This window comes from Polaromonas hydrogenivorans (assembly GCF_040105105.1).
Lineage (GTDB): Bacteria > Pseudomonadota > Gammaproteobacteria > Burkholderiales > Burkholderiaceae_C > Polaromonas > Polaromonas hydrogenivorans.
On the sequence record NZ_CP157675.1, the window covers coordinates 1,078,801 to 1,102,427 of the forward strand.

Sequence of the window (23,627 nt, forward strand, 5' to 3'; positions counted from 1 at the left end):
AGCCAATCCCGATCACCCGATAGCCCGGCGGCTTACATGCCCACACGCCACAAGCCGACAAAAGTTTCACCGGGCGGGGTGAAGACTGAATGGCTAACAAATCCATGAAAGCACCCCGCCATGCACTACGTGACTGCCGGCGACGGCACCCAACTCTATGTCAAGGACTGGGGCAGCGGCCCGCCGGTGATTCTGCTTCACGGCTGGCCGCTGTCATCGGACAGCTGGGACGACCAGGCCATGGCCATTGCCGAGGCGGGCTTTCGTGCCATTGCCTACGACCGGCGCGGATTTGGCCGCTCGTCACAGCCCTGGACGGGCTATGACTACAACACCCTGACCGATGACCTGGCCGCCGTGATCACGCAAACCGGCGTGCAGGATGCGGTGCTGGTCGGCTTTTCGATGGGCGGCGGCGAGGTGGCCCGCTACATGTCGCGCCACGCCGGACGCTCGGTGTCCAAAGCCGCGCTGATTTCATCGGTGGTGCCTTACATGCGCCAGACCGACGACAACCCGGAAGGCACCGACCAGGGCGTTTTCGTCGAGATGCTTCAACGCATCAAAGAAGACCGTGCGCAATTTTTCGCCACGTTTTTCAGGGACTTTTTTGGTGTCAGCCTGATGTCGCATCCGGCCAGTGACGAAGTCATCGACTGGGCGCGCAGCGTGGCGATGCAGGCCAGCCTGAAGGCCACGCTGGAATGCGCCAAGTCCTTTGCCACGACCGACTTCCGGCTTGACCTGGCGGCGTTCAAGGTTCCGACGCTGATCATTCATGGAAATGAGGACAACACCGTGCCGATTGACGCGTCCGGGCGCGCCGCCGCCAAAGGCATCGCCAATGCCAGGCTGATCGAGTACGACGGCGCGCCGCACGGCGTGCAGGTCACGCACAAGGACCAGCTGAGCGATGACCTGATCGATTTTCTGCGCGATTGATGCGATTAACGCGGCGGACCCGCCGCTGCGCCAGGTGTCGTGCTGCAGGTAAACAGTGGTGTCCGTGTGTAAACCGCTGCTGACAGCCCAAAGCCCGAAGTCCAGAATATTTCCTTGTTCCCCCAGGCAGTCTCGCTGCCCACGGGGCGAATGGCGGCGATGGACAGCCAAGGGAGTACGTCATGAAACGATGGGTCAAGTGGACATTGGGCGCGCTTGGCGCCTTGTTGGTGGCGGCAGCGGCAGCGGCCGTGGTGGGCACCCAGCTGGCCGAGCGCAAGAGCCAGCGCCAGGTCAGGCTGAATCTTCAGCCGGTCACCTGGGCAACGGCAGTGGCCGCGCCCGATGCGGCCACGCTGAAGCGCGGCAAGTACCTGTTCAATTCGCGCGGCTGCGCCGAATGCCATGGCAGCAACGGCGCCGGACGCGAGTTCATCAACGACGGCAAGGGGCTGCGCATCGCCGCGCCCAACATCTCGCCGGGCGAAGGCAGCGTGGTGGCGCGCTACACGCCCGAAGACTGGGAGCGCACCGTGCGCCATGGCGTCAAGCCCGATGGCCGGCCGGTGTTCATCATGCCCAGCGAAGACTACAACCGCCTGACCGACGACGACCTCGCCGCAGTGGTGGCTTATGCCAAAAGCCTGCCGCCGGCCAAGGGAAGCGCGGCGGTGGTCGAGCTGTCGCTGCCGGTCAGGCTGATGTACGGCTATGACGCGATCCAGGATGCGGCGCAGAAGATCGACCATTCCCTGCCGCCGTCCCGGCCGATTCCCGCCGCCGTGAATGCCGAGCACGGCGCCTACGTGGCCAACATGTGCATCGGCTGCCATGGCCCCGGCCTGTCCGGCGGCAAGATTCCCGGCACGCCGCCCGACTGGGCAGCGGCCGCCAACCTGACGCCCGGCCAGGGCAGTGCGCTGGCACGCTACCCGGATGCCGGGCGGTTCGTCGCCATGCTGCGCAGCGGCAAGCGCCCCGACGGCACGGTGATCACGGTGATGCCGTTCGAGTCGCTGCGCCAGCTCAACGATGTCGATGCGCGGGCGGTGTATGCGTATTTGAAGACCGTGCCGGCCCGGCCGTTCGGGCAGCGCTAGGGGGTAGGCTGAAAGCAAAAGCAGTCTGCGCAGGAAATTTGCCAAATTTGCAATGTGTCTTCAGCTGAGACCAATCAAGCCGGTTGCCAGCGTATCCGATGCAGGGCTGGCTTTGAGGCAGCTACTCAATCGTGAGTCTGTCGAACCAGCGCAATCCCGCAGGCACATCACCGCGCTCGGCGGGCGTAAAAGGGGGAACTGCAAGATTCTCTGGCGGTACGCCGATCTGGTTCAAGTCCACCGCCTGCGGTTTTCCTTCCAGCCCGCGTTCTGTCCGGCTTAGCTGGTAATACACGCCATTCCATAACTTCGCCCCAAAGTCTCGGGGCTGCTTGTAGAAGAACAACAGCGAGTGCTCCAGCCATGCGAAATCCGTCATGCTCACCGTGGCCGGGTGCGCATACGGGTAAGGCACATGGCACATGACTTCACCCATCCCTTCGACACACTTGAATTCACGCATGGAGAGGAAAAAGTCTTTCAGGCGGGTGGGGTCCATCTTGAGCGTGAACACCACTTGCTCACCCCGTGGTTCAAAACGCACCGTGCCCACAGGAATGATCTGGCCGTCGCGCCCGTGCAACCGGATGGTCTGCGTTCCGGCCAGCTCCCAGGCCCCCGCGAAGCCGCTGAAGGTCAATCCACCGGCCACCAAGGCACAGGCCAGGCAGCGCAAAAGGGTGAAAAATTGCATGACGGTTCCCGGTGAGTTGACCCATGGTGAAGAGGACGCAAACGGAATCAATAGGTTCCTGGCAGCAGGATGCTTTTGTCCACCGCGCCGATTTGGGTGCGGCCGCAAAACGCCATGGTGATGTCGAGTTCCTTGTGGATGATTTCCAGCGCCTTGGTCACGCCGGCCTCGCCCATGGCGCCCAGCCCATAGACCATGGCCCGGCCAATCAGGGTGCCGCGCGCGCCCAGCGCCCAGGCCTTGAGCACGTCCTGGCCGGAGCGGATGCCGCCGTCCATCCACACTTCGATCTCCGAACCCACGGCTTCAACGATGGCGGGCAGGGCGGTGATGCTGGACTGCGCACCATCAAGCTGGCGGCCGCCGTGGTTGCTCACCACGATGGCGTCGGCGCCGCTTTGCACGGCGAGCCGGGCGTCTTCCACATCCTGGATGCCCTTGAGGATCAGCTTGCCGCCCCATTTTTCCTTGACCCAGGCCACGTCGGCCCACGACAGGCGCGGGTCAAACTGCTCGTTGGTCCAGGCCGACAGTGAATTCATGTCGCTCACGCCCTTGACGTGGCCGACCAGGTTGCCAAAGGTGTGGCGGCGCGTGCCGGCCATGCCCAGGCACCAGCGCGGCTTGGTCATGAGGTTGATGATGTTGGCCAGCGTCGGCTTGGGGGGCGCTGTCAGGCCATTTTTCAAATCCTTGTGGCGCTGGCCGATCACCTGCAGGTCCAGCGTCAGCACCAGCGCGTTGCAGCCGGCCTTGCGGGCGCGCTCGATCATGGCGGCCATGGCTTCGCGGTCGCGCATCATGTAGAGCTGGAACCAGAAGGGCCGCTGCGTGCTGGCCGCGATGTCCTCGATGGAGCAGATGCTCATGGTCGAGAGGATGAAGGGAATGCCGAATTTTTCAGCCGCCCTGGCGGCCTTGATCTCGCCGTCGGCATGCTGCATGCCCGTCAGGCCCACGGGCGCAATCGCCACCGGCATCTTCACGTCCACGCCGACCATTTTGGTGGCCGTCGAGCGGTTTTCCATGTTCACGGCAACGCGCTGGCGCAGCTTGATGGTCTGGAAATCGGCCTCGTTGGCGCGGTAGGTGCTTTCGGTCCACGAGCCGGAATCGGCGTAGTCGTAGAACATGCGCGGAACGCGTTTTTGCGCCATCACGCGCAGGTCTTCAATGGTGGTGATCACGGTCATGTTGTCTCCTGAAGCGCCTGATGCTAGCGGTTTGAGCGCCGGTGGCGAGTGAATAAATTTTGCGCGGGAGAAATTTATTTCAACAAGGCTGGCCACTGAATGGGGCGGTGGATAGCCTCCGATTTGGCCCGGCTTGAGGACTGAAAGAGCAAGCCTGTGTAAAGTACGATATTTGTAATAAACAGGTTACGTTTGCATGTAACTATATTGATACATGTCAGTGTTTCGCCAGCATGGAATCGCATAATTAAATCGTCTCCACTTCAAAAAAAGGCCATTTTGCTAACAAACTCCGGCTTTCTTCCGACCCGTCCGGACTCCCTGAGTCCTGAAAAAGCGCGGCCAACCACGCTGACCCAGTTGCTCAGGGCGACGCAGGATCTGAAGCTTGAACCCATCATCACGCTGGCCATGGCGCTGGAGCAACTCGGCTTGCTCCATCCCCGCGAGATTGAGATGCTGACGGATGAAGACCCGCAGTTGCTGCGCAGCCGGTCGCCAGAGCTGGTGGAGCGCCTGCTGCTGACGCCTGAAGACCTGCACCATGCGCTGGCGCGCACCGCCGGCATCGTCGAGGTGGATGCGGCCAATTTCATGCTGCCTGAGCGGGCGTTCGATGGCCAGCTGCTGCGCAAAATGCGCAACCACGACCTGCTGTTCCTGGGGGAGGCCGACGAGACGCTGTTCATCGCGAGCTGGCATCCCACTGACGAGGACATGTATCACCACCTGTGTACCCTGACCGGCCGTAGCGTGCGGGTAGTCTGGGCTGACCGTGATGCGATTGTGGCGCGCCTGGAGCGCATGGACCCCCTGGCGCCCAAATGGACCCCCGAGCATGACATGCTCACGGCGCACCAGGCCGTCAAGCGCAAGGCATTGACAACGCCGCTTGCTGCCACCAACGCCGTGACCGTCCACGATCAGGACATGGAACACCTGATGGACGAAGCCGTGCAGGGGCTGTCATCGGTACAGCCGCGCAAAGCCCCGCAAGAGCTTGACGAGTCCAGCGATTCGCCCATCATGGTGCGCATGGTCAAGCGCCTGATCATGGATGCGCAGGCCCTGCATGCGTCCGATATTCACATCGAGACCAATCCGGGCGAGGAGTTCAGCCGCATCCGCCTGCGCCGCGACGGTGACCTGGAGCTGTACCAGAAGCTCTCGCCCAGGCTGCGCGCGGCCATGGTGTCGCGCATCAAGATCATGGCCCGGCTCGATATTTCCGAGCATCGCCGGCCGCAGGACGGCAAGATCAATTTCAGCGAGTTCGGCGGCGACAGTCTTGAGTTGCGGGTGTCCATCATGCCGACGCACGACGGCATGGAGGACGTGGTGATGCGGCTGCTGGCCTCCTCGAAGCCAGTGCCGCTGGCCAAACTGGGCCTGCAGCCGCGCGATGCCGAGGCGGTGGCGCGCACGTCGGCGCGCTCCTTCGGCCTGATCCTGGCGGCCGGCCCGACCGGATCGGGCAAGACCACCACGCTGCATTCCATGCTGGCCGAAATCAACACCGAGGAACGCAAAATCTGGACCGCCGAAGACCCGATAGAAATCACCCAGCCCGGCCTGCGCCAGGTGCAGGTCAACCCGAAGATCGGGCTGACCTTTGCCAACGCCATGCGGGGCTTCTTGCGGGCCGACCCGGACGTCATCATGATTGGCGAAATCCGCGACCAGGAAACAGCAAAAATCGTCATTGAAGCCTCGCTGACCGGCCACCTGGTGCTGTCAACCCTGCACACCAACAGTGCCTCCGAGAGTGTCGTGCGCCTGCTGGACCTGGGCATGGATGCGCTGAACTTCGCCGATTCGCTGGTCGGCATCGTGGCGCAGCGGCTGGTCCGGTCGCTGTGTCCGCACTGTTCGCAAAAGGGGCCGCTGCTGCCCGGGCAATTTACTGAACTGGTCAAGGAATATGTGCAGGCCTCGCCCCTGAGCGAGGAAGAAGGCGCCCGGCGCCTGCTGGCCGCCGCCGGGGTTCAGACGCCCGAGGAGGTCACGCTCAAAACGGCGCAGGGCTGCGACCACTGCGGCGGCAAGGGCTACAAGGGGCGAATGGGCATCTATGAAATTCTGGAAAACAGCCCGACGCTGCGGCTGCTCATCCAGCGCAATGCCCGGCCCGCCGAGATTTATGAAGAAGCGATCAAATCGGGCATGCGCAGCCTGCGCCATGACGCGCTTGAAAAATGCTTTCAAGGCCTGATCGACCTGCATCAGGCGCGCCTGGCGTATCTGTGATCAGCCCGATACCCCGGGGTCAGGCTGCGCAACGGAATTCTTGTGCCTTTGATCCAGGTGGCCTGCGCGTTTGCGCAAGGAGCGAGACTCTTGATCCGGCCTGACTCAGGCTCAACCTGGCCCCCAGGCCTGTGGTGCAGGCATGCGCCTTGATGCGGCATCTGCTGGCAGCTGGCAGTTGTCAACTGCACCGCATAATAATGTGGCACTTTTTGAAAGTCCACCTTTTGCCCACAGATTCCGGCTTTCTTTCGACCCGTCCAGACTCTCTGGGTGATGCAGAGCCGCGCCCGACCACGCTGGCCGGGCTTCTGCAGATGACACAGACACTTAAGTCCGAACCCATCATCACTCTGGCGGCCGCGATCGAACAATTGGGTTTGCTCAATCCCCGGGAAATTGATGCGCTCATGCGTGAAGACCCGCAGTTGCTGCGCAGCAAGTCGTTTGAGCTGGTGCGGCGCCTGCTGCTGACGCGCGAAGATATTCACCATGCGCTGTCGCGCACCGCCGGCATCGTCGAGGTGGATGCCGCCAACTTTGTGCTGCCAGACCGCACATTTGATATCCAGCTGCTGAGCATCATGCGCGCGCATGACCTGCTGTTTTTGGGAGAGGCCAACGAGACGCTGTTCGTGGCCACCTGGTATCCCACCGACGAGAAACTGCATAACCGCCTGCACATGATGACCAGCCGCAGCGTGAGGATGGTCTGGGCGGACCGCGATGCCATCGTGGAGCGCCTGGCGCGCATGAATCCTCTTGCGCCAAGGCAGGCTCCCGAGGAGGAGCGACAGAAAACGCATGAGCCCGTCATGCCGAAAGTCTCCAATGGTCCGGTTTCTGTTGCTGGCACTGAAGAGCCCGCAGAGCAGGACATGCAATACCTGATGGCCGAGGCGGTCCGGACCATGGCATCGGGCCAGACGCAGGAAGAACTCGATGAACTCAGCGATTCACCCAGCATGGTGCGCATGGTCAAGCGCCTGATCATGGACGCGCAGGCCCTTCGTGCCTCCGATATTCATATCGAGACCAATCCGGGCGAGGAGTTCACCCGCATCCGCCTGCGCCGCGATGGGGACCTGGAGCTGTACCAGAAGCTCTCGCCCAAGCTGCGCGCGGCCATGGTGTCGCGCATCAAGGTGATGGCGCGGCTTGATATTTCCGAACGTCGCCGGCCGCAGGACGGCAAGATCAGTTTCAGCGAGTTCGGCGGCGACCCCCTGGAGTTGCGGGTGTCCATCATGCCGACGCACGACGGCATGGAGGACGTGGTGATGCGGCTGCTGGCCTCGTCAAAGCCGGTGCCGCTGGCCAGGCTGGGCCTGCAGCCGCGCGATGCCGAGGCGGTGGCGCGCATGTCGGCGCGCTCCTTCGGCCTGATCCTGGCGGCCGGTCCGACCGGATCGGGCAAGACCACCACGCTGCATTCCATGCTGGCGCAAATCAACACCGAGGAACGCAAAATCTGGACCGCCGAGGATCCGATAGAAATCACCCAGCCCGGCCTGCGCCAGGTGCAGGTCAACCCGAAGATCGGGCTGACCTTTGCCAATGCCATGCGGGGCTTCTTGCGGGCCGACCCGGACGTCATCATGATCGGCGAAATCCGCGACACCGAAACCGCCAGGATTGTCATTGAAGCCTCGCTGACCGGCCACCTGGTGCTGTCAACCCTGCACACCAACAGTGCCTCCGAGAGTGTCGTGCGCCTGCTGGACCTGGGCATGGATGCGATGAACTTCGCCGATTCGCTGGTCGGCATCGTGGCGCAGCGGCTGATCCGGTCGCTGTGCGTGCACTGTTCGCAAAAGGGGCCGTTGCTGCCCGGGCAATTTTCTGAACTGGTCAAGGAATATGTGCAGGCCTCGCCCCTGAGCGAGGAAGAGGGCGTCCGGCGCCTGCTGGCCGCCGCCGGGGTTCAGGCGCCCGAGGAGGTCACGCTCAAAACGGCGCAGGGCTGCGACCACTGCGGCGGCAAGGGCTACAAGGGGCGAATGGGCATCTATGAAATCCTGGAAAACAGCCCGACGCTGCGGCTGCTCATCCAGCGCAATGCCCGGCCCACCGAGATTTATGAAGAGGCGATTCAGTCGGGCATGCGCAGCCTGCGCCATGACGCGCTTGAAAAATGCCTTCAGGGCCTGATCGACCTGCGCCAGGCGCGCCTGGCTTATCTGTGATCAGCCCAGGACGGACTCAAATCCGGGTTTGAAACACAGGCTTGGCCTGCGAATTGCTTGACCCCGCCAGGGAATCGGCCCGGTTGGCAAAAAACTGTGAACTTCATCGCGTTTTTACAGCTCCGTACCTGTCCCACCTGGTTGCAACACGACATTCAAGGCCCTTTTATGACTGACCTGCCGACACCCCCGCGCAAAGGAAAAATCGTTTGCCCGCAATGCGGAGAGACCGCCATGCGCGTAAAGCGAAGGCTGCGTGACCGACTTGTGAGTCTGGTCAAGCCTGTCAAGCGTTATCGCTGCAGTTTTTGCAACTGGACAGCACTCCTGCCCCTTAAAGATGCACGAGAACACTGAGCGTTCTACCGCGCTGCATCCCTTGTTTTTGCACTTGGCGCACGCCGGCACCGCGAACTTCCAGCCCAATCTCTTCAGCCACCTTGCCGCTGGCATCGGGCAGTTGCGCCTTCAGCGCTGAACGCCAGGACCAAATTTTTAGGACTTTTAGGCCTTTTGCGCTTGATGGGAAAGCGTTTTAAGCTCCTGAATCAATAGCAAAAACGGATGGCTCGATGCCCAAATCAAGCATTCGCCGCGCACGGTTTTATTTGAAATTATGCGTCTTACATAATTATTAGAATAACGTAAAAATTCATAAACCATGACCTTCCGCCGTACCGCCCTCGCGCAAGAAATGGCCAGGCAACTGCTGCGGCCCACATTTCTCGACACCTCATTGCGCTCCGGGCTCTTTCTTTCAGGGCAACGGCGGGTGGGCAAGACCACGTTTCTCGCCACCGACCTGATTCCGGCGCTGCAGGATGTGGGCGCCATCGTCATTTACGTTGACCTGTGGAGCCAGCCGCAAGCCAACCCGGCGAACCTGGTCCACAACGCCATCCGCAAGTCCTTGCATGCGCTGCAAACCCCGGGTTCGGCGATGCTCCAGAAACTGAAACAGCTGTCCAGTGTTGAGGCCGGCGCTGCCGGTTTCAAATTTGGCTTCAAGCTCGCCGATGTCGGCAAGGAGGGCGGCGTCAGCCTGGCGCAGGCGTTCACGGAGCTTGTCGAGCAGTCGAAAACAGACGTGGTGCTGATCATTGACGAAGTGCAGCATGCGCTGGGAAGTGCGGATGGCGACAGCCTGCTGCACGCGCTCAAAGCCGCGCGCGACGCCATCAACACCCGGCCCGCAACGCCGGGCCACTTTCTGTTCCTCGGCACCGGCTCGCATCGCGCGCGCGTCCAGGAGCTTTCCCTCAAGGGCAACCAGGCGTTCAACGGCGCGGTGACGCATGAGTTTCCGGTGCTCGGGCTGGACTTTATTGAATATGTCCTGCAACAGGTCGGGCCGCAATTGGGCGTCATGGCGCCTTCGGCAGGCGTCACCGAAGAGGCGTTCAGGAGAATGGGCAGCCGGCCCGAAGAACTGATGAAGGCACTCAGTGTCTTGCGTGCCTTGCCCCCGGGCGCGAACCCTGATGAGCATCTGCCCACCATTGCCCAGGCGTTTGGCGCTGCGGCGGCGGATATCGAACTGCAAAAGATAGAAGCCTTTGGCCCGCTGGCGCAAGCCGTGTTTTCACATATCTGCGGGATTGGGGGCAACGTCAAGGGTGTGTTCACCGGGGATGCACTGAAGGAATACTCCACCCAGATCGGCCGGGAAGTGAGCGCCCAGGAAGTGCAGGGTGTTCTTGGCATGATGACTTCGGCCAACCTGCTGATGCGCGTCAAGCATGGGCACTATGGCGTGACCGACAGCTTTGTCGAAAAAGCCTGGGGGACACGGTTGCAGGCCGACAAGCTCTTGCGGCCTGATGGCCTGCCCGGCCAGGATGGCTCGGCTTGAGCCGGCAAACCGGCGAAAGGGTCGCGCCAGGCTGCTGCTGAATTCACAGCGCGCGACGCCATTGCATTAATCCAGGCTGATATTCTTGCGCTTGATCAGTTGTTCGTACACCTTGGCCTTGGCATCGGCGTTACGGCGGATATCGGCGGGTGACCAGGTGATGGTCTCGAAAGCGAAGGTATTGAAGCGCGCCTTGACTTCGGGGTCAGCCAGTACCTTGAGAACGTCGGCGTTGATCTTGTTGGCCACATCGGCCGCAATGCCTTTCGGGGCCACCAGCGATACAAAAGAGTTCACCTCGAAGCCGGCTGGCCCGCCTGCCTCGGCCACCGTCGGAACCTCCGGCATCTGGGGAATGCGTTTGGGCGCGGCGACGGCCAGATAGCGGATCTTGCCGGCCTTGAACATGCCCTGGCTCGATGGAATGCTGGCCATGCTCCACTGAATGTCGCCGGCGCCGACCGAGGTGAAGAGCTGAGACACTTCCCGGTAAGCCACATGGGTCATTTCAAGCTGCTCAAGCAGTTCGAGTTGCTCGCCGGCCAGATGCCCGGGACTGCCAACGCCCCAGGAGCCGTAGCTCACCTTGCCCGGTGCGGCCTTGGCAGCAGCCACCAGGTCTTTCATGCTCTGCCATTTGGAGTCGGTTGGCACCGCCACCAGGAACGGCGTGCGAAAGAGCGGCGCAATGGGGTCGAAGTTGTCCAGCGTGACAAACTTCCTGGACTTGTACAGCAGCGGCAGGGCGGCCAGGTGTTCACTGTCGAGTTGCAGCAGGGTGTAGCCGTCTGGCGCGGCGCGGCGCGTCGATTCGATGGCGATGAAACCACCGCCGCCGGGCCGGTTGGTGATGAGGACAGGCTGATTCCATAGTTTCGACAGCTTGTCCGCCACCTGGCGCAGCACGGCATCGGGGCCACTGCCCGCAGCAAAGGCGGTGACGAGGTTGACGGGCTTGTTCGGGAAAGGGGCGTCAGCCTGCGCCGAAAAGCTGGTGCCCAGAAGACCCAGGCAAAGGGCAGACCAGCGCGCCAGGGAGCGCAAGCCAGCGCGGCGGGGAAGTGATGGAAGGCTCATGGTGGTGCTTTCAAACAGGTTAAAAACTTGCAGGGAACCAGGGCAAAAGGGCTGCGCCGTTGCAATCCAGCGCCGCAAGAGTCAAGTTGCCTCAAGCTTGGCTCAAGCCGCATCAAGCCGCGTCGGGCTGCAGCGCCGGGGCTGCCAGGCGAAAGGCATCCAGCCTGGCGCAGGCGGCATCGACCGCAGCAATCCGGGGCCACCGCTTCACGTCAACCTTGAAGCGCCGCGCACTCTCGACCTGCGGCACCAGATACACATCGGCCAGCGTGGGGGTGTTGCCAAAGCAGAAGTCGCCCCGCTGGCTGTCAGCGGCCAGCAAAGCCTCGAAGGCATCAAACCCGTCGCTGATCCAGGTGGCGCACCAGGCGTTCACCGCATCTTCATTGGCACCGAGTTGCTTGCGCAGGTACTCCAGAATGCGGCGATTATTGATTGGGTGGATGTCGCAGCCGACGATGGCCGCCAGCGCACGCACATGGGCACGGTCGTTGGCGTTGCCTGGCAACAGCGCTGGTGTGGGGTGCGTCTCTTCCAGCCATTCGATGATGGCGGGCGACTGGATCAGCACCTTGCCGTCCGCTTCCAGCGCCGGCACCAGCATCTGCGGGTTGACGGCCTTGAACTCGTCCTTCAGGTGCTGCTCGGTGCGCAGGTCAACCGCCACGTACTGCGTCTGCAGCCCTTTGAGATTGAGCGCAATGCGCAGCCGGTGCGAGGTGCCGCTGCGAAAAAAGTTATACAGCTTCATGAATGTTTCTTTTGTACTGACTGGATGAGATGGAGGGTGTCGGCCTCGGCGTGGGTTCGATGCGCATCGAGCGCACGTCGTGCGAGCGACGGGACACCGGCACCAGCAGCGTCAGCAAGACCCCCAGAATGCCTAGCCCCGCCAGGACATAGAAGATGGAGTTCAGCGCGAAGCTCGAACCGATCAGGAAGCTTCCCAGCATGGGGCCACCGATGCCGCCGAGGCGACCGAAACCGGCGCACCAGGCCACCCCTGCGGCGCGGACATTGGTACGGTAGTAGTTGGCGACGAAACCGTAGATCAGCGTCTGCGTGCCGCTGGTGCCCAGTCCGACGACCGCGACGATAGCCAGCAGGCCGGCCAGCGGAAAACCGAGCGTGAGCAGCACGAGGGCCACCGCGCCAATCGCAAAGCAGCTGGCGACCACCGGCTTGGCCCCGAACCGGTCAGCCGCCCGGGAGGCCAGCAGCGCACCGAACAGGGAGCCGCCATTGAGCACCAGCAGGAACGACAGCGAACCCTTGGCGTTGAAGCCGGCGCGCAGCATGAGTTCGGGCAGCCAGGTGTTGAGCGAATACACCAGCATGAGGCCGGTCGCGCTCATCAGTCCCAGAATGATCGTTGGGAAGATGTAGCTGCCATTGAACAGACCCGCGAAACCTGCCTTGTCCTCGCTCACGGACGCCCGCTTGCCGACCGCAGCCGGTACAGCCTCGGGAATGGGGATACCCGTATGCTCGGAGAGGGCGCGGGCTTCATCCATCCGGCCACGCGAGGCCAGCCAGGCCACCGACTCGGGCATCTTGAAGTAAGCCAGCGGCAGCAGCGTGACCAGGGGCAGTGCGCCGATCCAGAACATGCCGCGCCAGCCAATCTTGTCCATGAGCAGGATGGCGATCAGGGCCGACAGCAGGCTGCCCAGCGGGATGCCACCGTTGCTGATCGCATTGCACAGGTTCTTCTTGCCTTTCGGGGCGTATTCCGACACCAATGCCGCAGTCGTGGCCACCAGTGCGCCAATACCCAGGCCCGTGAAGAAGCGCATCCAGCCGAACATCGCCGTCGTGGTCGTCATCGCCGTAAGCGCCATCCAGACAGAAAACCACGCATAGGCAGTCAGCATGACCTTGCGGCGTCCCAGAATATCGCCTACGGCCCCGGCGAGCAGCGCCCCGACGAGCACGCCGACCAGCGCATAACTGCCCAGTACGCCCGCCATGACCGGGGTCACGGTGCCGATATGCGAGGAATCGCGCAGGAAGGTCGATACCACCGCCCCATAGACGACAAGGTCATAGCCGTCGAATATGAGTCCCATCGTGGCCAGGCCCACCACCCACACGACCGTGCGCATGCGTCGGGCTTCGAGTTCGGAATCTGTTGAAATTGTCATCACTTGTCTCCTTGTTTTGAGTGCCGCGCCTCTTCGGGGCGCGTGCCGAAACGACCACCCCGCACGAGTTCATGCCCGGTGCCGGATGGATGCTTCGACAGGGAGCGCTTTATTCGGCCGGGCCGACGTTCAGGGCGATCCCGGCAACGCCTTCGACGCGGCCTTCGATGCGGTCACCCGCCACCACCGCGCCCACGCCTTCAGGCGTGCCGGTGTAGATCAGGTCGCCGGGCTGCAGGTGGTAGAACAGCGACAGGTCGGCAATGATCTCGCGCACATTCCAGATCAGCTTGTTGACGTCGGATTGCTGCTTGGTCTGGCCATTCACAGCCAAGGCGATTTCGCCCTGGTCGATGATCACGCCGGGCATGGGAACGATCTCGCTGCAGACCGAGGACTGCTCCACGTCCTTGCCCAGATCCCAGGGGCGGCCCTTGTCGCGGGCGACGAGTTGCAGGTCGCGGCGGGTCATGTCCAGGCCGGCGGCGTAGCCGTAAATCACCTGGTGGGCGTCTTCCTGCGACACGCGAAACGCCGGTTTGCCGATGGCAACCACCAGTTCCATTTCAAAATGGTAGTTGGCGGTTTCGGGCGGATAGGCCACGGTGGCGCCGCTTTCCACCAGGGTTTGGGGCGCCTTGGTGAAGTAGAACGGACGCTCGACGGACTTGTCCACCGGCTTGCCCATCTCGACGGCATGCGCATGGTAGTTGCGGCCGACAAAGAAGATGCGGTTGACGGGCAGGCGCTCGGCCTTGCCGCGCACGGGCAGCGATTGAATGGCGGGCGGGGTCCAGAGGTAGGCGGCTTGGGTCATGTTGGTTTCCTTGAAATGGGGGGGAAGGCTGTGTCAGCCGCGGTTTTCGAACACGCCGAGCTTGCGGTGCAGCGGCGACTCGTCGGCGATGAAGATGAAGGCGGGTGTATCTGCCGCGCTGTTGCTCAGGCTCACCTGGCTGTAGCCGGGCGCGCAGCAGGTGTCAGCCTCGGCCAGCGTGAAGGCCTGGTCTTCAACCTGCACCTTGGCGCCGCCTTCGATCACATGGAACACCATCGCGGGCGAGCGCACCGGCAGCCTCAAGGTCTGGCCAGGGCGCAGCATCAGCGCGTAGTAGCCGAGGATGTTCTGCGCGTCACTGCCGGTCTCGGGGTTGACGTAGGTGAGCTGGACCGATTCGAGTTCCGGCTGGTCGTCCGCCAGGGCGACGAGCGCGGCGCGCGCCTCGACCCACGGGTAGCGCAGCATCGGATAGGCTTTGCCAGAACGCTCGAACATCGGCGTCGGCACCATGGCGCCACCGGCATAGACGCGGTCGCCGCGACCGGGTTTGACGGTCTGCCGGTCGCCGTCGATGTGGTAGGACGCCTCCATGTAATACACCAGCGGCAAATCCAGCACATCGAGCCAGATCACCGGCTGGTCGCCGTCGTGGCCATGCTCGTGCCACAGGCCCGTGGGCGTGAGGATCAGGTCGCCCCGGCGCATCGGGCATTTCTCGCCGTCCACCGTGGTGTAGGCGCCTTCGCCTTCGACGATCATGCGGACCGCGTTGGGCGTGTGGCGGTGCGACGGCGCCCATTCGCCGGGCAGCAGCAGCTGCATGCCCAGGTACATGGCGGCGCTGGCCTGCATCTTTTCCAGTCCATGGCCCGGATTGGCCAGCACCAGCACACGGCGCTCGGCTTTTTCAATCGGCGTCAGCTCGCCGGCCTTGAGCAGCAGCGGCTTGAGCGTCTGGTAGGACCAGGCGGTGGCGCGGGTTCGGGGCTGCGGCCTGGCCGGCGGCAGCACGGCGCGCAGGCTGGGCCACAGGGGCACCAGGTTGTGCTGCGTCAGCTCGTCACGGTAGTCCTGCGGCAGGTCTTCCAGACGCCCCAGCGTGTCAAAACGGTCTTGATCTTGCATAGCGAATCTCCTTTTCGGGTTCAGTGCGGCCGGGTGCCGGTCAGTCTTTGGCCAGGCAGTTGCCGACGTTCCAGCCGTACAGCCATTCCATGGCGTCATAGAAGCGCTCGGGCGTGCGGCCCTTCCACAGGTCGTTGCGCACCAGGCGTTCAACGCCCTGGGCGTGGTAGATGCGTCCCATCTCGCGGCTCGACAGCACGATGCGGGCGGTGCGGGCGACCCGCGAGCGCTGGTACAGCTCGAACGCCTTGGGAAAATCGTTGTTGTTGACGCGCAGCGCCTCGCCCAGCGTGACACCGTCTTCCATCGCCATGCAGGCGCCCTGCGCCATGTACTGCGTGGTCGGATGGGCGGCGTCGCCCAGCAGCGTGACGCGGCCGAAAGACCACTGGCCAATCGGTTCGCGGTCGGCCGTGGCCCAGCGCTTCCAGGTCTTGGGCAGGTCGATCAGTTGGCGCGCCTGCGGGCAGATGCCCTGGAAGTAGCTTTGCACTTCTTCCTTGCTGCCCTCGGTGACGCCCCATTGTTCGGGCTGGCGGCTGTGAAAGGTCACCACCACGTTGTATTGCTCGCCGCCGCGCAGCGGGTAGTGCACCAGGTGGCAGTTCGGGCCGACCCAGATGCTGGCGGCGTTCCATTGCAGGCTCTCGGGAAAGTCTTTCTTGTCCACCACGGCGCGGTAAACCACATGGCCGGTCACGCGGGCCGCATCGCCCACGAACTGCTCGCGCACCACCGACTTCACGCCGTCGGCGCCGATCAGCGCAATGCCCTTGTGGGCGTTGCCGTGCTGGTCATAAACGGTGACGCTGCCCTCGTCCTGCTCGATGCGCTCGACCCGGGTCGAGGTCAGGAATTCGACCTTGCCGGTTTCCTGCGCGCCTTCGAGCAAGGACAGATGCACATCGACGCGGTGGATCACCGCGTAGGGGTTGCCAAAGCGCTGGCGGAAGGCCTCGCCGGTCGGGATGCGGCCCACCAGGGAGCCGTCGATTGCGTCATGCATCACCATCTCGTCGGTATAGACCGCACGGCCACGGGCCTTTTCACCGATTCCCAGCGCGTCGAAGGCGTGAAAGGCATTGGGGCCGAGCTGGATGCCCGCGCCGATCTCGCCGATCTCGGGCGCCTGCTCCAGCACCTTGACGGAAAAGCCGCGCCGCACCAGTGCCAGCGCTGCGGCCAGGCCGCCAATGCCGCCGCCGGCAACCAGGACGGGCAAATCTGCAGGGTTGTCTCTCATGTTTTTTCTCCTGAAATGGTTGAGGGATTGAAAAGTTGCTAGGCTATAAGCGGCATGGCAAGCTTATGCTAAGTGCACTGATGATAAGTGTAGTGATGATATAAATCATCGAAAATCAGGGATAACCCTTGGACTTGAAAATATATGGAAAAACTACACAACAAGACAATTCACATTGACCAGATGCCTGGACACGCCATTCGGCGGCTGCACCAGATTTCGGTAGGCATCGCGCACCAGGAAGCGCAAGCGCTGAGCATCACGCCGGTGCAGTACGCCATCCTCCAGTCGGTGCACAACCACCCGAACACCGACCAGCGCACGCTCGCGAACCTGGTTTCACTGGACACTTCCACAACGGCGGGCGTGGTGGATCGGCTGGAGGCGCGTGGTCTGCTCACGCGCAATGCCTCGCCCGATGACCGGCGCGTGCGCTTGCTCACCCTGACCCCGGCGGGCGAGCAATTGCTGGCCGAAGCGATCCCGCGCATGGAAAGGGTCCAGGAGCTGATTCTGGCGCCGCTGACACCCAGTCAGCGCATAGACTTCATGGAACTGCTGAACAAGCTGGTGAGCACGAACAACGAACTCAGCCGCGCGGCGCACAGCGACGCCAGAAAACTGGCATAGGCCTCGATTTGCTGATGCGCCCCTCCGCTCAGCGCTTCCCCATTGGCCCGGCCTGCGCTGCCTTCACCCCCGCCCCGCGCACCTCCAGCCGAACCTCATCGAGCACTTCCCCGTGCTTCCCGACAATCCGCACCACATGCCGCCCCGGCCACGGCAGCCACTGCGCGGTGTTGCCCTTGGCGAACACCTTGCCGTCCATCAGCCAGCGCAGGCTTTGTCCTTCGGCGCTGAACGCCAGGCGCTGGTGCGCCGGTGGAATGTCCGGGTCCAGCGCAATGATGGTGCCCGAAGCCGGGGCGGTGATGCGCGGCTGCGCAGCGGCTTGCAAGGCTGGAGTTTTTAAGCTTTTAAGGCCTTTTGCGCTTGATGGAAGGGCGCCTGCAGATCCTGAATCAATAGCAAAAAAAGCCTGCTCGGTGCCCCGGATGAACCACTCGCTGCGCGCCGCTTCAAGCTGGTTGCCAAACTCCGCGCGGGTTTGCACCACGCCTGGCGGCGGGGTGGGCGCGCGGCTTGGTTCGGTCTGGTGCAACTGCTTCATCAGCGCCGCCCAGACGGGCGCCGCGCCGCTGGTGCCGCTCACGTCCCACATCGGCGCGCCGCTGGCATTGCCGACCCACACGCCGACGGTGTAGCGGCTTGAATAACCCAGCGCCCAGTTGTCGCGCATGTCCTTGCTGGTGCCGGTTTTCACCGCCGTCCAGAAACGCGTGGCCAGGATGCTGTCGGTGCCGAAGGTGCGGGCGCGCGCCAGCGGGTCGGCCAGGATGTCGGCGGTGATGAAGGCGGCGCGCGGGTCCAGGGCGGGCAGGAAGCGGACAGCCGCCCCCGCCCCGAATCTGACCTCGCTGAAGCGCCCGCCGTTGGCCAGCGTGCGGTAGGCATTCGTCAGCGACAGCAGCGACACCTCGGCGCTGCCCAGCGCCAGGCTGTAGCCGTAGTAGTCGCCCGATTCCTTCAGCGGCAGGCCGACCGCGCGCAGCTGCCGGGCAAACGCGTCGGGCGAGACCATCACCAGCGTGCGAACGGCCGGCACGTTGAGCGAGGCGCCCAGCGCGGTGCGGCTGGACACCAGGCCCTTGAACTGGCGGTCGTAGTTTTGCGGAATATAGAGGCCACCCGCCGTCTGGATTTGCGACGACGAATCTTCGAGCAGCGAGGCGGCGGTGATGCGCCGCTCGGCAATCGCCTGCGCATACAGGAAAGGCTTGAGGGTCGAGCCGGGCTGGCGCAGCGCCAGCACGCCGTCCACCTCGGCGGCGGCGCTGAGCATGCCCGAGGAGCCGACCCAGGCCAGCACCTCGCCGCTGGCGTTGTCGAGCACGACGGCGGCGCCGTCCTCGATGTGGCGGCCGCGCAGTTCGCGCAGGTGCTGAGCAAGGGTTTGCACGGCGAAGCGCTGGAGCGGGGCGCGCAGGGTGGAATAAATCGTCTGGTTGCCGGGCTTGTGCACCAAAAGCCGGCGCGCCAGGTGCGGCGCAATCCCTTCGCTGGCCTCGAAGGCCCGGCGCTGCAGCGCGCCCGTGGCGAACAGGTCCAGCCCGTCGCAGTCGATCTTCGCGCCCGGCTGCATCAGTTTCATCACCGCGCAGGCGCGCTGGGCGACCTGCGCGGCTTTGGCATTCGGCGCCCGCACCAGCGCGCTAGCGACGGCGGCTTCGCGCTCGTCCAGCCCGTGCGCTGCCTTGCCGAACAGGGTGCGGCTGAGCGCGTCGATGCCGACCAGCTCGCCGCGAAACGGCACCAGGTTGAGGTAAGCCTCCAGGATCTGGTCCTTGCGCCAGCGCGCTTCCAGCAGCTGGCTGGAAACCGTCTGGCCGATTTTCTGGCCCAGGCTGCGGCCTTGGGCGCCGGCCCGCAAATCCGCGTCGAGCAAGCCGGCCAGCTGCATGCTGAGCGTGGACGCGCCACGGGTTTTGGTGTTCCACAGATTGCCCCAGGCGGCGCTGGACACGGCGCGCCAGTCCACGCCGCTGTGCTCGTAAAAGCGCTTGTCCTCGCTGAGCACCAGCGCCGTGCGCAGGGCCGGCGAGATGTCGGCCAGCGCCACCCATTGGCCGCGCCGCACGCTGGCGTCCAGGCGCACGCGCTGGATGATTTCGCCATCACGGTCCAGCACCAGCGTGTCGGAGGGCCTGAAATCGCGTTTTATTTGATCAAAAGTGGTATTTGCGCAGGCTGGCTGTGCGCAGGCAGCTATCAATAAAAGAGTGAAAACGCGCAAGCCGGCGTCTTGCCGCAATCGCTTGAGGAACACGGTTTCAGGCGGCGGGTTGAAGGAAATACCGGCGGCTAGTCGGCGGCCGAGAGTTCGCTGACCACCGCCGCCACCGAGCCGGCATCGGGCAGATGCGACAAGGCGCCGACCAGGTCGTCGCGCACCTGCGCCAGGTGGGCTTCAAAGCGCGCGGCATCCAGTCCCAGCGTTGTCGCCACGGCCTGCACATGCTCGCGTTCGGCCGGGCTCAACTGTCCATCGGCGTAGGCGGTCATCAGGCACATCAGCACCACCGTGTCGGCAAATTCCGCCGGGCTGCCGGCCAGCGCGGCGGCGTCAAATTGCTGCGCCTGCGGGTCGGCCAGGAAGGTCGCGGTGGCCGGCATGTCGGCGCTGCGCGAGCTTTCGTAGAACTGGCCGATCAGCGCGGCCTCGGCCGGCTGGATGCCGTCCACGGCGGCGACCGACAGCATGGCGCGGGTGAGCTGAGCGACCTGCGCCGGGCTGAGGTTCTGGTCTGGCATGGTGTGCATGAAAAACTCCTGAGAAAAATGAAGAGGAAGGAATCAGGATCTGGCAAATAACAACTTCCCGTCCGTCATTCCCGCGAAGGCGGGAATCCAGCAACACGGGCTGAAGCGCTCAAACGAGTCTGGATACCCGCCTTCGCGGGTATGACGCAGGAAGTTATTGCTGACTGCATCCCTAGCGCGCCAGGGCCAGCCTTTTGGCAGCCATCAGCTTGCTTTGAATGTCGCTGAGGGCCATGCCCTGGTAGCGCCTGGGCAGCATCGAACGGCGGGAGGTTTCCGACACCGCCAGCAGTTCCATGAATTCGATCATGCCCTGCTCCTGCGGCGGCATGAAGTCGTCGGCCGCCAGCGCCAGGGCCTGCGCATCCAGCGCCCCGGACCGGCCGCGGGCGAACTCGACGGCCAGCAGCGCCAGCGCCTCCAGGTCGGCGTTCGAGTAGCCCACCAGCCGGTCGCACAGCGTGAGCAGTTCCTCGGCGCTGGCGGCGCAGGGCTCGCGGTAGCGCGACAGCACGGCCAGCAAGACCTGCACCCGCTCGGCGGCCGAATCGCAGTAGAAAAACGGAATCTTGCGGTCCAGCCGGCCGGGGCGCTTGATGTCGCTGTCGAGCTTGTCGGGCCGGTTGGTCATCATGACGAACAGCACCTGGCCCCGGTTTTCGGGCTCGGCCATGAATTCCTTGAGCCGCGCGATCACCCGCGAACTGGTGCCGCCGTCGCTGTCCTCGCCGCCGCCCGAGCCGAAGCTGCGGTCGCCCTCGTCGATGATGACGGCAATCGGCCCCATCGCCTTGACGGTGGCCAGCACCCGCTCCAGGTTGGCTTCGGTCGAGCCGACCCATTTCGAGCGGAAGTTCTTCAGCGCCACGGCCGACAGCCCGGCTTCCTTCAAAAAAGCCTTGATGACGAAGGTCTTGCCCGAGCCCATCGGGCCGACGGCCAGCAGGCCCATCGGCGTCAAGGTGGTTTCGCCGGCTTTCAGGTTTTTGGCTATCGCCAGCAGTTCGTGCTTGATGTGCTCGTGCCCGCCGACCGCCTCCAGGCCATAGCTGGGCTCGATGAACTCGATCAGGCCGGCGCATTCCTTTTCGATCATTTCGCGCTTGCGCGCATGGATGACTTTCAGCACTTCCTCGTTCGCATCGCCGACGGGCAGGGCCTTGCCGGGTTCGATCAGCCGGATGATCTCGGCCGGCGTCATGCCCGCCGTGATGCTGGCCAGCGTACCGGCGCGCGCTTCGGCGTCGGGCGTGCCGTACAGCAGTTCCAGAATGAGCGTGCGGCGCTGGGTTTCGCTCAGGCCGTGGCCTTCGGAGCCGGCCATGATGCTGGCCAGCTGCACGGTGCGCAGGCCGCCGGTGCGTTCGGAAAACAGGCTCAGTTGCTGCTCGGTCAGCTTGGGCGCGAAAAAGGCGATGACCCGCTTGCGCAGCGCAAGGTCCGGCATCGGAATCTCGATGGCCGCCACCTTGGGGTTCGACAGCAGGCCGGGGTTGATCGCGTTGAGCGACTCGGCCACCAAAATCGTGATGTTGTCGCCGCGCGTCAGCGTCTGGTCCAGCGACCAGCGGTGAAAGGCGAGGTAAACCTGCCGGTCCTGATGCGCCATGAAGCTCGGGTCGCCGGCTGGCAGCAGGGCATCGGCGTAGGGAACGATGACGGCGGTCGATTGCTCGGCGCGCATCTGCTTTTCCAAGGCATGCAGCGATTCCAGCAGCGTGGAGCCGTCGGCGCTTTCGCCTTCAGCCGTTCCCATGCCGGCACCGGCCTTGCCGACCAGCACCTGGATGCCGCGCTCCAGGCTGACTTCGCAGATGTGCTTCTTGGTGTCCTTGAACAGCTCGGCGACCAGGAAGGACTGCAGGTTGTGCAGCGTCTCGCCGGCCAGGAAGTTGTCGAACACATTGCGATACAGCACGAAGGTCGAGGCTTCGCCGGCCAGGTATTTCTGGCGCAGGGTTTCGGCCCAGCGCGGCAGCGCGTTGCGCGTGGCGGGAATCGTCGCGGGCGTTTTCACTTGTTCTGGCCGCTGTTAAAGGTTCTTGACCGAAGCCTGGGCGCTGGCCGCGCGCGCCTGCTTCATCGCTTCGAGCTGGGCCTTGGCGGTCACGCTGCCGCTGCTCTGGCGCAGCTTGGCAAGCCGCACGTCGAGGTCGGAGTTGTGCAGCTCGGACCCCAGGCTGGCCTGCGCGACCTGGCCCTTGATATGGTCGCGCACCGCACCCAGCGCCTGCACCTCGGCATCGACCGACAGGCCGTCGAGCTGGCCCTGGATCTTGATCCGTGCCTGCGCGCTGTGCATCTGCGCCAGCATGCGGTCTTTCTCGGCCTTGAGCTTGTCGATCTCGGTCTTCACCTGCATCAGCGAATCCTTGGCATTGTCGGCGTCGGTGGTGGCCTGCTCGGCGTCGGCACGCAGTTCGGTGATGGACGCATCCAGCGCATTCTTCTTCTGGATCAGCACCACCGCCAGGTCGTCCTGGCCGGTGGCCAGCGCGGCTTCCAGGTCGGTGCTGATGCCGGCCAGCTCGCGCTCGTGGCTGGACAGGCGGGCGGTGATTTCCTGGCGCCGGGCAATGATGGCGCCGGTGGCCGACTTGAGCTGCGTGTACTTCTGGATCATCGACGCGATGGCGTTCTGGTAGGCGATTTCGGGGTGCTCTTTTTCGATGTCGGACACCCAGAGCGAGATGAATCCGGTCCACAGGTTGGACAGGCGGGCGAAGATTGCGTTGTTGGCCATGGGTTGCTCCTGGTTGAATGGAAATGCGGGGAACGGGTTGGGGATTTAAGAGCGTGACTTGACGGATTGCGCCGCCTGCCGCGCGGCCTGGCCCAGGGTTGCCGGTGAAGCGCTGGGCGTGCGGGGCGGCGTGAAGTCAAACGATTCGGCCGTATCAAACTCGGCGGCCACTTCTTCGGCAATCCGCAGGCGCGCCAGGGATTCTTCGAGCTTGCCGCCCATCTCGGACGAATAGGGCGCGGTGATCACCAGTTGATAAACCTCTTCCATCTTGTCGGGCATGGAAATCAGCGTTGCTTCGAGCGTGCTGCGGCGCGTGGCCAGGCGGCGCGAACGGTTCATGACCTCGGTGTATTCGGCCAGCGCGCTGCGCAGCTGGCGCTCCTCGTCGCTGGTCAGGGACTTGTTCAGCAGTTGTCCCTGCAGGCTGGCAATCCGCTTGATGACGCCTTCTTCGCTGGGCGCATCCCGGCGCTGCCTGAGCGACTGGTTGACGACGCACAGGCCGAGGTAGTCCACCGTCAGGTCTTCGAGTTTTTCAACGTCATCGCGGGTCAGCGTGCTTCGGGCGTCGCCGGCCGTCTGGTACAGCGACTGGACGCGGCGGTACATCTGCTCGTAGCTGGCCAGCGCCCTGGCATCCCCATAGTCGGACAGTTCGGCCAGCAGCCGCAGCCGCCGCTCGGCGCGCAACTGGTGGTGGTGCTCGCGGTCCGCCCAGGCTTTGAAGGATGGCAGTTCGGGAATGCCCAGCGCGGCCAGCACTTCCGTGCCCAGCCCCAGCACCGCCACCAGCGCCATGCCCGGCCAGCCAAAGGGAATCGACGCAAAAATGGCGGCGCAGCCGGTGGCCAGCAGCGCCACGCGGTTGTACGGATGCCGGATGAAAGCACCCAGGTAGGAGGGCTGTTTGTCCACG

The 23,627-nt window shown here is 63.7% G+C and carries 20 protein-coding genes; 7 read left to right on the forward strand and 13 right to left on the reverse strand.

Annotated elements, in window-relative coordinates; all coding sequences use genetic code 11:
- The first annotated feature begins 120 nt into the window (after nt 1-120).
- On the forward strand, nt 121-942 hold the full coding sequence (locus ABLV49_RS05150; protein WP_349280542.1) for an alpha/beta fold hydrolase: 822 nt from the start codon (nt 121-123) through the stop codon (nt 940-942).
- A gap of 182 nt (nt 943-1,124) precedes the next feature.
- Entirely contained in the window at nt 1,125-2,042 is a 918-nt protein-coding gene (locus ABLV49_RS05155; protein ID WP_349280544.1) for a c-type cytochrome, read from the forward strand.
- Nucleotides 2,043-2,163: 121 nt separating this feature from the next.
- On the opposite strand, the gene ABLV49_RS05160 is transcribed toward ABLV49_RS05155, so the two are convergent.
- Both ABLV49_RS05160 and ABLV49_RS05165 read right to left on the reverse strand, forming a co-directional pair.
- Nucleotides 2,164-2,736 carry a hypothetical protein gene (locus ABLV49_RS05160; protein WP_349280546.1) on the reverse strand — a complete coding sequence of 191 codons (573 nt, stop codon included), beginning with the start codon at nt 2,734-2,736 and terminating at the stop codon, nt 2,164-2,166.
- Between the two features lie 47 nt (nt 2,737-2,783).
- A complete protein-coding gene (locus tag ABLV49_RS05165; protein WP_349280547.1) occupies nt 2,784-3,929 on the reverse strand; it encodes an alpha-hydroxy acid oxidase in 1,146 nt (381 codons plus the stop codon).
- A 279-nt stretch (nt 3,930-4,208) separates the two neighbouring features.
- Here ABLV49_RS05165 and ABLV49_RS05170 point away from each other — a divergent pair, with 279 nt between their 5' ends.
- From ABLV49_RS05170 to ABLV49_RS05185, 4 genes are all read left to right on the forward strand, one after another.
- Complete coding sequence (locus ABLV49_RS05170; protein ID WP_349280549.1) at nt 4,209-6,176, forward strand: GspE/PulE family protein; 1,968 nt, start codon at nt 4,209-4,211, stop codon at nt 6,174-6,176.
- Between the two features lie 317 nt (nt 6,177-6,493).
- Complete coding sequence (locus tag ABLV49_RS05175) at nt 6,494-8,362, forward strand: GspE/PulE family protein (RefSeq protein WP_349280551.1); 1,869 nt, start codon at nt 6,494-6,496, stop codon at nt 8,360-8,362.
- A 340-nt stretch (nt 8,363-8,702) separates the two neighbouring features.
- Nucleotides 8,703-8,840 carry a hypothetical protein gene (locus tag ABLV49_RS05180; RefSeq protein WP_349280552.1) on the forward strand — a complete coding sequence of 46 codons (138 nt, stop codon included), beginning with the start codon at nt 8,703-8,705 and terminating at the stop codon, nt 8,838-8,840.
- 183 nt (nt 8,841-9,023) lie between these two features.
- Nucleotides 9,024-10,214, forward strand: coding sequence for an AAA family ATPase (locus tag ABLV49_RS05185; protein ID WP_349280553.1), 1,191 nt, complete (start codon nt 9,024-9,026; stop codon nt 10,212-10,214).
- A 66-nt stretch (nt 10,215-10,280) separates the two neighbouring features.
- Here ABLV49_RS05185 and ABLV49_RS05190 read toward each other — a convergent pair whose 3' ends face one another.
- From ABLV49_RS05190 to ABLV49_RS05215, 6 genes are all read right to left on the reverse strand, one after another.
- Nucleotides 10,281-11,291: a Bug family tripartite tricarboxylate transporter substrate binding protein gene (locus ABLV49_RS05190; RefSeq protein ID WP_349280555.1), complete on the reverse strand. Its 1,011-nt coding sequence runs from the start codon at nt 11,289-11,291 to the stop codon at nt 10,281-10,283.
- 112 nt (nt 11,292-11,403) lie between these two features.
- Complete coding sequence (maiA, locus tag ABLV49_RS05195; protein ID WP_349280556.1) at nt 11,404-12,042, reverse strand: maleylacetoacetate isomerase; 639 nt, start codon at nt 12,040-12,042, stop codon at nt 11,404-11,406.
- The gene (locus ABLV49_RS05200; protein ID WP_349280557.1) at nt 12,029-13,435 is read right to left on the reverse strand and encodes an MFS transporter; all 1,407 of its coding nucleotides are present in this window, start codon (nt 13,433-13,435) and stop codon (nt 12,029-12,031) included. The genes maiA and ABLV49_RS05200 overlap by 14 nt, the downstream gene beginning before the upstream one ends.
- A 109-nt stretch (nt 13,436-13,544) precedes the next feature.
- Nucleotides 13,545-14,252, reverse strand: coding sequence for a fumarylacetoacetate hydrolase family protein (locus ABLV49_RS05205; RefSeq protein WP_349280559.1), 708 nt, complete (start codon nt 14,250-14,252; stop codon nt 13,545-13,547).
- 33 nt (nt 14,253-14,285) lie between these two features.
- Entirely contained in the window at nt 14,286-15,341 is a 1,056-nt protein-coding gene (locus ABLV49_RS05210; protein WP_349280561.1) for a cupin domain-containing protein, read from the reverse strand.
- 40 nt (nt 15,342-15,381) lie between these two features.
- Nucleotides 15,382-16,584, reverse strand: a complete 1,203-nt coding sequence (locus ABLV49_RS05215; protein WP_349280562.1) for a 3-hydroxybenzoate 6-monooxygenase — start codon at nt 16,582-16,584, stop codon at nt 15,382-15,384.
- 144 nt (nt 16,585-16,728) lie between these two features.
- On the opposite strand from ABLV49_RS05215, the gene ABLV49_RS05220 reads away from it, so the two are divergent.
- Nucleotides 16,729-17,214: a MarR family winged helix-turn-helix transcriptional regulator gene (locus ABLV49_RS05220; RefSeq protein ID WP_349280563.1), complete on the forward strand. Its 486-nt coding sequence runs from the start codon at nt 16,729-16,731 to the stop codon at nt 17,212-17,214.
- A 28-nt stretch (nt 17,215-17,242) separates the two neighbouring features.
- On the opposite strand, the gene pbpC is transcribed toward ABLV49_RS05220, so the two are convergent.
- From pbpC to ABLV49_RS05245, 5 genes are all read right to left on the reverse strand, one after another.
- Entirely contained in the window at nt 17,243-19,471 is a 2,229-nt protein-coding gene (gene pbpC / locus ABLV49_RS05225; RefSeq protein WP_415838172.1) for a penicillin-binding protein 1C, read from the reverse strand.
- A gap of 35 nt (nt 19,472-19,506) precedes the next feature.
- Nucleotides 19,507-19,965: a TerB family tellurite resistance protein gene (locus ABLV49_RS05230; protein ID WP_349280565.1), complete on the reverse strand. Its 459-nt coding sequence runs from the start codon at nt 19,963-19,965 to the stop codon at nt 19,507-19,509.
- Between the two features lie 172 nt (nt 19,966-20,137).
- Nucleotides 20,138-21,982 carry an ATP-binding protein gene (locus ABLV49_RS05235; protein WP_349280566.1) on the reverse strand — a complete coding sequence of 615 codons (1,845 nt, stop codon included), beginning with the start codon at nt 21,980-21,982 and terminating at the stop codon, nt 20,138-20,140.
- A gap of 15 nt (nt 21,983-21,997) precedes the next feature.
- A complete protein-coding gene (locus tag ABLV49_RS05240; protein ID WP_349280568.1) occupies nt 21,998-22,708 on the reverse strand; it encodes a PspA/IM30 family protein in 711 nt (236 codons plus the stop codon).
- Between the two features lie 45 nt (nt 22,709-22,753).
- Nucleotides 22,754-23,626 (reverse strand): hypothetical protein, encoded by an 873-nt coding sequence (locus tag ABLV49_RS05245; RefSeq protein WP_349280569.1) that lies wholly within the window; start codon nt 23,624-23,626, stop codon nt 22,754-22,756.
- Nucleotide 23,627 lies beyond the last annotated feature (1 nt).